Here is a 9,018-nt window from a genome sequence, read left to right as displayed (position 1 = left end):
GGCCTCCTCCTACTCGATTCTGAAACAAGCAAAAAGTAATTCTTATTAGAACCTGTTGAGCGTTTATGAGTTGAAGATAAACTTCTCAATCGCGACCGCTACACCATGGTCGTCGTTGCTAGCTGTGATGTGATCCGCCAGTTTCTTGGTTTCTTCCATTGCGTTTTCCATTGCAATGCCAAGGCCTGCGTATTCAAGCATATGGTGATCGTTTTCAGCATCACCCATGCAGATGACTTCTTCCGATTTAATGCCTAAGTGTTTCGCTATCGCTTCAATACCGACACCCTTGTTTGATTTCGGGTTTAGGAACTCTAAGAAGAATGGTGCACTTTGTACGATAGTAAACTGAGTCTTAAGCTCTTGTGGCAACTTACCGATGATTTCAGTCAGCTTGCTTGGTTCAGCGACAATCATAGTTTTGATGATTTCGTGGTCATCTTCTAGTTGAGAAAAGTCGAACTCGGTTATATCTAAGCAATTAATACGCGCTTCAATACCAGTGTACTCATTGTTCTCAGGTGTGATTAAGCCGTGGATCTTGCTGAAAGCATGGACATAACCACCAAGCTGTTCAGCGAGGGCAGCAATCTCTTTTGCGGCTTTACCGTTGCTGATCTCACTGTGAATGATCTCTTTTGTCGATACGTTCTGAACCATAGAGCCGTTGTAGAAGAGTACAAAGTCATCTTCGCCGTCAATCGAAAGCTCATCTAATTTGCTTTGCATGCCTTCTAAAGGGCGACCAGAAGCGAGAACTACTTTCACACCTGCAGCTCGTGCTTTGGCGATTGCGTCTTTGTTCTCTTGAGAAATCACTTTTTCACTGTTGAGTAGTGTGCCATCCATATCAAGAGCAATCAGTTTGTACATGTTGTTCCTTACTAAAAAATTAAAAGCTAACGAAATCTATGGGCGAAAGGATAAGGGAACTTGAAAGTTCAGGCTAGGGCTTTGATCAACTCATTTATCAGTACTCATTTGTTTGACCAAAAGGGGGAAGTGCTTTAAGGTCTGCGGTTGATTAATTTCATCAAATGATTGAGCTGAGGGAAAGTTGTACAAGATTAATGAAATGTTTGAAACCATTCAGGGTGAGGGCGTGTTTACTGGCGTTCCCGCTGTTTTTGTTCGTCTGCAAATTTGCCCAGTGGGCTGTTCTTGGTGTGATACCAAGCAGACCTGGGAAGCGTTGCCAGAAGAGGAAACCAGCCTTGGCGATATTATGGTTAAGACAGAAGATTCACCTACTTGGTCAGCAATCGATGCTCAAGGAATCGTGAATGAATATATCAAGCAAGGTTACACTGCTAAGCACATTGTGATTACTGGTGGTGAGCCATGCATTTATGATCTTGTTCCTCTTACTGAAGCGTTTGAGCAGCACGGTTGTCGCTGTCAGATTGAGACTAGCGGAACATCAGAAGTTAAAGCCACACCTGACACCTGGGTTACGGTGTCACCTAAAGTGGCAATGAAAGCGAAGCTGGAAATCTTAGACAGCGCTTTACAGCGTGCTAACGAGATTAAGCACCCAGTAGGAACAAGTAAGGACATCGAGCAACTTGATGGTTTACTGGAACGAGCAGAAGTATCTGACGATACTGTGATTGCTCTACAACCAATTAGCCAAAAAGATCGTGCGACGAAGCTTTGTATTGATACCTGCATTGAGCGCAATTGGCGCTTATCAATTCAAACTCATAAGTACTTGAGCATCGCATAGTTTGTGACTTTGTAGAGTACTTAACCGTTGTAGAAAGCTCGTCAGTTTTAGGTAGGAATGGAAATGAAAAAAGCAGTAGTAGTATTTAGTGGTGGTCAAGACTCAACCACGTGTCTAGTTCAAGCATTAAAAGAGTATGATGAAGTTCATGCGATTACGTTTGACTACGGTCAGCGTCATAAACTCGAGATTGAAGTCGCTGAATCATTAGCTAAAGAGTTAGGCGTGAAAGCGCACAAAGTGATGGATGTGACTCTATTAAATGAGCTAGCTATCAGCTCTTTAACTCGTGACGATATTCCTGTATCACACGAACTTCAAGAGAACGGTTTACCAAACTCGTTTGTTCCTGGTCGCAATATTCTTTTCTTAACACTGGCTGGCATTTACGCGTACCAAATTGGCGCTGAAACGGTGATTACCGGTGTGTGTGAAACAGACTTTTCTGGTTACCCTGATTGTCGCAATGACTTTGTAAAAGCGATGAACTCTGCGCTAGTTCAAGGTATGGATAAGCCGCTGGATATCAAAACACCACTAATGTGGCTAAACAAGGCTGAAACTTGGGCCTTAGCTGATCAATACTCAGCACTTGAGCTAGTGCGCAATAAAACCCTGACTTGTTACAACGGCATCATCGGTGATGGTTGTGGCGATTGTCCAGCGTGTGAATTACGTAAAGTCGGCCTCAATGATTACCTCGGTGACCGCGAAAGCATCATGGCTGAGTTGGTTCGCAAACAGGCTGAGAATAAATAACTTCTGGTAAATCAATAGGCTCGTTATAGGCATCGATGATGCAGTTTCGGCCGTTGCTCTTTGCTTGATACAACGCTTGATCAAGAACTGAATACAAGTCATCAAAGTCACTTAATGCGTTTGAGGTTGCTAAGTAAGCAAAACTCGCGGTTACATTAAGTGGCTTTTTACTTTCTGATAAGAAGACCGTGCTTGATATGGCGTAGTGCAACTCTTCAACACGCTCTCGTATTTCAGCAGGTTTTGTGTCGGTCAGCATGATCACAAACTCCTCACCTCCTAAACGGCCAAACAATTCACCATTCATTAAGTGTTTTCTTATTTGCTGACTAACATGAACGAGTGCTCTGTCGCCAGTAGGGTGGCCATGCTCATCATTAATATTCTTAAACTTATCTAGATCGAGCAGCACGAGCACATGCTGTTTGTCCGTCCCTTTACAGCGTTTCACTCTTTTGATTCTTCGAATTATCTCAGTTCGGCTATATGCTTTCGTTAAGCCATCAATTGCTGCTTTTGCGCGAACCGTTTTGTTTATCAATACCGTGAAGCTTGCAGCGCAAAGCAATAGAATAACAACGATGTTATACATCCACCTTTGATGTTCCATTTTTTCAATTTGAACGCGGTCGAGTTTCGTTTGATGTGTCAGGAAAGAGCTTTCCAGTTCCTGCTCATATTTGGCGTGCGTCAAGCCGAGCGCTTCGAGTGCGAGTCGATTATCGATGTCTCTAGCTTCCAGTTGTATTGATGAGTATCGCTGGTAGAAATAGAAAGCTTGTTGGTAATCGTCGAGTGATTGATGGATATCAGAAAGCTGCAGAAGTGACTGCGCGATGTATTTATGCCTTGTAACTTGTTCTGCTATTTCTAGCGCTTGTTGAGCATAGTTGAGCGCTTCAGTTGGCAGTTTCTGTTCTTCGAACATATTGCTGATCGCCAAGTAAGCATTGATGCGAATGACATCATTGCTCAGTTCGCTCGAAGCTGAAAGAGACTCGATTAAGTAGGATCTCGCCACATCATAGTCTTTCGTTTGAGTGTATGCTTTTCCCAAGCCAAGACTTGTGAGTGCGATACCGTAGCTGTGCGACGATGAGCTCAACAGTGTTCTTGCTGTCTGAAAGTGGTGAATTGCTAGGTCACTTTGCTCTTGGTTAAGGTAGAGATCCGCAAGGCTGTGATGCACTTGTGCTTTCATTAAATCTGAAGCGTTTGCTCTGAGAATGAGAGCTTGCTCTAGATACTCCGCCGATTTTTCATATTGCTTTAATTCTTTGAGCAAGTTACCCACATCGTTGTAAACCCCTGAAATATCATGTCCTTGTGGAAACACGTTTATCAGTGATAGGTAGGTGTCTAATGCAGCTTGATAGTCACTGCGGAAATGATGATTGTTCGCGATGACTCGATAAGTCCCGAATTTTGGTAATACAGGGTCAGCGATATCATGTAAATCTGATTGAAGCGCAGAGCAGTAATGGTTTGCTTGATGATATTTAGCTTGCTCGTTAAGCGATCGGCATAGCTGGTACTTTAGTAAGGCTTTACCAGTTAAATCACTGCGAGATTGCATTTTCGCCAAGAGTGTTAGAAAGCCTTGTTGTGCTTGTTCATATTGGCCTTTGCCGTCTTTCCTCAGAGCAGAAATAAACGCTGTTTCTATCGCTTGGTAGTCATTGTCGTTTGAAGCGATTCCGTAGAACGGCTGATCTCGGTGGCTCATGTATTGATACAGAAGAGACGCAAGGTAAAGCTTATCTCCGTAATCCGTTGACCCGATGTAGCGTGTTTGCAGCATGTTTAATGCGCGCTCAGGAGAGTGGTTTAAAGTAGATAGATAAAGTGCGTTCCAATCAGCATTTGGAGTAGAGCTTAAATTGGAGGTATAGACTGGTGAATAGTGGTCACGATCTGACGTTGATACTTGGCTATAAGAACAAAAGCTAATGAATAGTAGAAAGGTAACAAAAACGAAGTGATTCACAAGAGACGATCAATCAGATAAAGAACGATATTCTATTATTAGTTTGATGTTGCTTCAAATTTTGAAAGGTACAGCTACGAGGTTATGCGAGGTAGATCTCTAATTTATTGATACTAATCAGAGGTATATCGGTCGCGCGAATCGTGCGACCGATATCGGAAATTAGATGTATAATTTCGCTAGGTCAGAAGGCTCAAGTTCTTTGCCTTCTAATGTTGCATTCCAGTTAGTACCAACAAGAACGCCGTCTTCAGCAAGAGTCAGTAACCAATCTTCTACAAAGATATCTAGTGGAATTTCTAATACTTCGAAGTCAGCCCACTCTTCAACGTTGTGAGTTTGAGCATCTTCTTTTGAAGACCAGAATGGCATCACTTCGCTGTTTTCGAATTCACTTGAGTCACATGCTAGCCAACCTTCTTCGTTGCGAAGGCCCCATACCAGTTTAGTTTCTTGTGTTTCAGAAACGAAAAGTTCTAGATTTGCTTGAGTATCAGCTGTTAGTTTGCTCATGGATTAATTCTCTATGTTGATAACGTGGCAAGATTAACATTATAGACGGCTTAGGTATATGCTATTCAAGGAATTATCACCATACTGAAACGTTAACTTAAGATAACGTTTCAGTATGGTAAAAGCTGGGTACGCCTACTTTCTAATTTTGGTGAAGATGTGCCATTCTTCTTTGATATTACCCTTAAATCCAACAACGGAAGCAACAACTTTTCGATGTAGTGCGTGATTGATTTGGGTGTCATCACTGCTGAATTCAGAATCACCATGACCTACGATGCTGACTCTAGATGGCTGAATACCGTTGCTAATTAGCGCTCGTCTTACATGTGATGCTCGTTCTTTCGAAAGCTTTAGGTTATGTTCCGCGTTACCTACTTTGCTGGCATAACCTTGCAATTCAATGCTGGTACTTTCGTAGCGCTTTAAAAATGCCGCCATTTGGCGTATCTGCCCTAGAAAGACAGGGTTTATTTCCGTTGAATTATTAGCGAAGAGTATATGCAGCTCTTTCTTTTCCGATGACTCGAAATATGATCCACAACCGTCGTTATCGATCTCGGCACCAATTTGTGTATCGGGACATAAATCTCGCGCGTTTATTACACCGTCATTGTCATCATCTTGAAGATCGTAAATTTGAGTGACCGGCGGTAGAGCGCGATATTCGAATTCATCTTCGTTGTTTTCAGCTAAAGCATTGGCAGATACAACCATGAAGCAAAGCGATAATACTGTGTTGGTAAGCTTCATTAATATTCCACCTTTTCATTCCATTCTTCTGGGATCTCAACTCGTAAACCGATGAGTAGGTTACCAGTTGCGTTCATTACGCGATATTTTGCGTATTGCTCGTCATACTTAGCATCTAAATAGCCTTTACGAGCTTCGAATAATTCATTCTCAGTGTTAAGTAAGTCGAGAAGGGTACGTTTACCGATACGGTATTGTTTCTCATATGAGATTACCGTGTCTGATGCCGAGTCTACGTGGTCAGATAGGAACTCTTTTTGCTGAACCGTTAAATCAAGTGCGCTCCATGATAGACGTAGACTCTCTTCTACATTGCGGTAAGTACTTTCGCGAAGGTCCTTGGCTTTGTTGAGTTGGTAGGCTGCACTTTCTGTGCGGTCTTGATCCGAACCACCATTGTAAAGGTTGTATCTTAAACGAACCATGGCAGAAAACTCATCGCTGCTGCCTTCTGTACCACCGGCGTCATCACGCCAAGTTTGAGCGGCTTCAAAAGAAACAGTCGGGTAGTTGGTACTCTTAGATTGTTTGTATTGGAACTTCGCTGAGTCAACATCGGCTTGTGCAATCTTAATGACTGGATGCTGGTTAAACGCTTTTGCCAACGCACCATCAACGGTATAAGGAATTGCACCCGCATCTGCGCGAGGGAAAGTTAACCCTAAAGGAGATTGACCAACAAGTCTTTTAAACTGAGTATGCGTATCAAAAAGGTTGTTTTGAGCAGCAAGCAAATTCCCGTGCGCTTTCGCAATACGAGCTTCAACTTGTGACATATCTGCGGTTGAACCAATACCTGATTCCACGCGCTTACGAATATCGTTATATATCTCTTTGTGCGTCGCTAAGTTACTTTCCGAAAGAGAAAGCACTTCATAGGCTTTCACTGCATCAAGATAAACCTTTGTTACTTCTAAAGCGATGTCTTGCGCGTTAGATAGTAGTTGATAGCGCACAGACTCTGCATCAGCGGCAGTACGGTCGATATCATTGGATGTATTAGCACCATCCCATATTAACTGGGTCAAGGTGATCGTTGCTTCTTTTCTAGTCAGGTCGGTGGTGTCTTGGTTGGTTGCAAGATCAGTATGTTCATAACCAATCCCACCATCTAAGTCTATACTTGGTCGATAAGCACCACCAGAAGCGTCGTTAAGATAACGCTTACTGATATATTCGTTATAAGCACTTTTGATTTCAGGGTTGCTTTCCAACGTAGAAGCGACAGCTTGCTCTAAGGTTTGTGCTGTAGCTGGAAAGGTCAGTGCTATAGATAGCCCTATGGTCGTCGTTTGAATCCTGTTCAATTTGCATCTCTCCAAAATGAATCACACCTGAGTCTTAATTTTGCACGATAATATACAAAATTCAGATGAACCGCCAAAAAATTTACGATCGCTACAATTGGTGCTCGTAAATGGTTGTAAAGTTGTTAACCGATCGCTGTGCGTATTGTGATGTTTTGATGCACTTTGAACCCTATTAATATGTCAATTATTTTTCGTTAGCACAATAACTTATGTAAAATTTGAGAGCGCTTTCGATATTGATGTATGTGACCGTTGTCATCATGGTGTATACGAACTTGTTAAAATATGCATTCATAACTATGAATTATATAGTGTTAGGTGTTATATTTTGTCTAATATTATAAATACAATGTCACTATTTTGACGTTTTGATTGAAAATGGGTTTTAGGGGTTTATATGGACATGACAGTATTGAATGTGAGCGGTGCATTAGCACTTGGCCAACGCATTGTTATTTCGGTAGATGGTACAATTAAAGTCCTAGAAGACGGCCAGCCATTACAAGCAGGGGATGTCATTCTTGAATCCCAGAGCGAAAACTCTGAATCTCCAATTTCAGTCAAGCGTTTTTCGCCTGAAGATGGCGGTGAAGTTGAACTAGACCAAGACATTGCAAATATCTTTGCGGCTTTAGAAGAAGGTCAGGATCCGACGGAGCTAGGCGAAGAATTTGCAACGGCAGCTGGTGAAAGTGGTTCAAGCCTAGTAAGTAGCGGGACTATTGAGCGCGACGGTGAAGAAACCATTCCAGGTACTGAATTTGTAACGACGGGCTTTGAAGCGCTGGGAATGTCTCGTACTCAAAGCTTGAGTCTTCTTGATGCTTTCCGTTCGGTTGACCAACCTAACAATCCTCCTACCTTTGTTGATAACAACAATGACCCTGTTGGCGACACTCTCTCATTTACAACCGATGAAGATACCCCAGTAAACGGAACCCTTTCAGCTTCAGACGAAGACGGTGACTCTCTGTCTTTCACCAAAGCCACTGATCCCTCAAACGGAACTGTTGTTGTCGATGAAAACGGTGACTGGACCTACACACCTAATGAAAGCTACAACGGTGATGATAGCTTTACGGTTGTTGTCTCCGATGGCCAAGGTGGCACGGACACCATAACCGTCAATGTCGGCGTTACTCCAGTCAATGACTTACCTGTCGGTGAAGATGTCTCAGTCACCACGGATGAAGATGCTCCAGTAAGTGGCTCACTCACTGCAACAGACGCGGATAACGACCAATTAACGTTTAGCAAAGGCACAGAGCCATCGAATGGCTCGGTAGTCGTTGACGAAAATGGTAATTGGACATACACCCCAGACGAGAACTATAACGGCAGCGATAGCTTTACTGTAGTGGTTGATGACGGTCAGGGCGGTACAGATACAATCACGGTTGATGTTGGGGTTACGCCGGTTAACGATACGACAGTAATAAGTCTTTCTGCAACAGATAGCGTGAGTGAGGACGGTGGCACAATCACCTACACGGTGATGTTGCGAGATGCAGACAACAATCCGGTTGACGCGAAAGAATCAGTGACTGTGACGGTGGTGCTTCCAGATGGTACGACAACCGATGTAGTTATCGGTGCGGACTCGAGCAGCAACAGCGTGACGTATACGGTCGCAAACCGCGATGACGTCTACAACGAGACCGACAGCGTGAGCGCGAACATCAGCAGCGTGAGCGGCGGCTCGAGCTTCGAGGCTCTTGCTACAGACCCGACGCCAGCGAAGACCATTATCACAGATACCGTCGACACGACAACGGCGACACTGAGCGCGACAGGTAACGTGAGCGAAGAAGGTGGCACAATCACCTACACGGTGACGTTGCGAGATGCAGACAACAATCCGGTTGACGCGAAAGAAGCGGTGACGGTGACGGTGATGCTGCCAGATGGCACGACGACCGATGTAGTTATCGGTGCGGACTCGAGCAGCAACAGCGTGACGTATACGGTCG

The 9,018-nt window shown here is 43.6% G+C and carries 8 protein-coding genes; 3 read left to right on the top strand and 5 right to left on the bottom strand.

The genetic code is table 11. The features are described 5' to 3' along the window. Nucleotides 1-63: 63 nt before the first annotated feature. On the bottom strand, nt 64-873 hold the full coding sequence (locus AB4371_RS22370; RefSeq protein WP_372150685.1) for a Cof-type HAD-IIB family hydrolase: 810 nt from the start codon (nt 871-873) through the stop codon (nt 64-66). A gap of 184 nt (nt 874-1,057) precedes the next feature. On the opposite strand from AB4371_RS22370, the gene queE reads away from it, so the two are divergent. Next, the gene (queE, locus tag AB4371_RS22365; protein ID WP_372150684.1) at nt 1,058-1,726 is read left to right on the top strand and encodes a 7-carboxy-7-deazaguanine synthase QueE; all 669 of its coding nucleotides are present in this window, start codon (nt 1,058-1,060) and stop codon (nt 1,724-1,726) included. Between the two features lie 63 nt (nt 1,727-1,789). Next, a complete protein-coding gene (gene queC, locus AB4371_RS22360; protein WP_372150683.1) occupies nt 1,790-2,485 on the top strand; it encodes a 7-cyano-7-deazaguanine synthase QueC in 696 nt (231 codons plus the stop codon). On the opposite strand, the gene AB4371_RS22355 is transcribed toward queC, so the two are convergent. From AB4371_RS22355 to AB4371_RS22340, 4 genes are all read right to left on the bottom strand, one after another. Further along, nucleotides 2,445-4,472: a diguanylate cyclase gene (locus AB4371_RS22355; protein ID WP_372150682.1), complete on the bottom strand. Its 2,028-nt coding sequence runs from the start codon at nt 4,470-4,472 to the stop codon at nt 2,445-2,447. The genes queC and AB4371_RS22355 overlap by 41 nt on opposite strands. Before the next feature lie 162 nt (nt 4,473-4,634). Next, nucleotides 4,635-4,985, bottom strand: a complete 351-nt coding sequence (locus AB4371_RS22350; RefSeq protein WP_017062305.1) for a DUF2750 domain-containing protein — start codon at nt 4,983-4,985, stop codon at nt 4,635-4,637. A 135-nt stretch (nt 4,986-5,120) separates the two neighbouring features. Continuing rightward, complete coding sequence (locus AB4371_RS22345; protein ID WP_372150681.1) at nt 5,121-5,738, bottom strand: OmpA family protein; 618 nt, start codon at nt 5,736-5,738, stop codon at nt 5,121-5,123. After that, entirely contained in the window at nt 5,738-7,003 is a 1,266-nt protein-coding gene (locus tag AB4371_RS22340; RefSeq protein WP_372150686.1) for a TolC family outer membrane protein, read from the bottom strand. The genes AB4371_RS22345 and AB4371_RS22340 overlap by 1 nt, the downstream gene beginning before the upstream one ends. Before the next feature lie 442 nt (nt 7,004-7,445). On the opposite strand from AB4371_RS22340, the gene AB4371_RS22335 reads away from it, so the two are divergent. Then, on the top strand, nt 7,446-9,018 hold a 1,573-nt coding region (locus tag AB4371_RS22335; RefSeq protein WP_372150680.1), incomplete at its 3' end, for an Ig-like domain-containing protein.

Source organism: Vibrio sp. 10N.261.51.A3 (assembly GCF_041471965.1).
GTDB classification, from domain to species: domain Bacteria; phylum Pseudomonadota; class Gammaproteobacteria; order Enterobacterales; family Vibrionaceae; genus Vibrio; species Vibrio crassostreae_C.
Note: the sequence above shows the minus strand (reverse complement) of the source record. Positions and strands in the feature narration are given on the sequence as shown.